The following is a 651-nucleotide window of genomic DNA, read 5'->3' as shown; positions in this document are numbered from 1 at the left end:
CCCTAAGCAAGATGCATTAATACCATCGGACACATTCACATACTTTTGCGTCTTAACCTTATCAATCACTACTTAAAACGCTCCCTGAAAAATAACTTACAACATTTTCTGAGGTATCTTTCACTCTCTTAGACACGCTAAGTAAATGTAGGCGATAGTAAGCCCCTCTACCCATTAAATAAGCCCAAAGAGGATCAAGGTTTTTATCTTTAAGTCCAGCGTAGGCTATATCTCCAAACACAACATATTCTAAAGGTTTGAGATATGGGTTAGCGATAAGAGCAACACCGATCACCTGCATCACATCCGAACGTTTATCTTGTGTCGCTGCCTCGATGTAATCCTGAAAGGCATCATCTTCCATGTCGATATTGGCATTTCTCATTAAACATTCTGGCGTGGCACAACTCGCCTTAAAACGAACATTAAACGATTCATTATTCACCACTAGATTGCGTCGATAACTGCCATCTTGAGAGACATTATCTACCTCTTCCGTACGGCGTGATAATCGATTTTCTTCGAGTTTTCTAAGGGCTTCTCCCCCCTCAATAAAGCCATTTTTAATTTGATGAATGAGGTCATATCCAACATCATAAGTAATATTGTTTTTGTCATAACCTTTCAAAATAACATCGAACGCCTGACTAA

1 protein-coding gene is annotated in these 651 nt (G+C 39.2%); it reads right to left on the bottom strand.

What is annotated here, in order from left to right; translation table 11 throughout:
• Nucleotides 1-61 precede the first annotated feature (61 nt).
• Nucleotides 62-651, bottom strand: a 590-nt coding sequence (locus tag R7093_RS26015; RefSeq protein WP_318147119.1) for a hypothetical protein, incomplete at its 5' end; no start/stop codon positions are given.

This window comes from Vibrio sp. 1580 (assembly GCF_033340055.1).
Note: the sequence above shows the minus strand (reverse complement) of the source record. Positions and strands in the feature narration are given on the sequence as shown.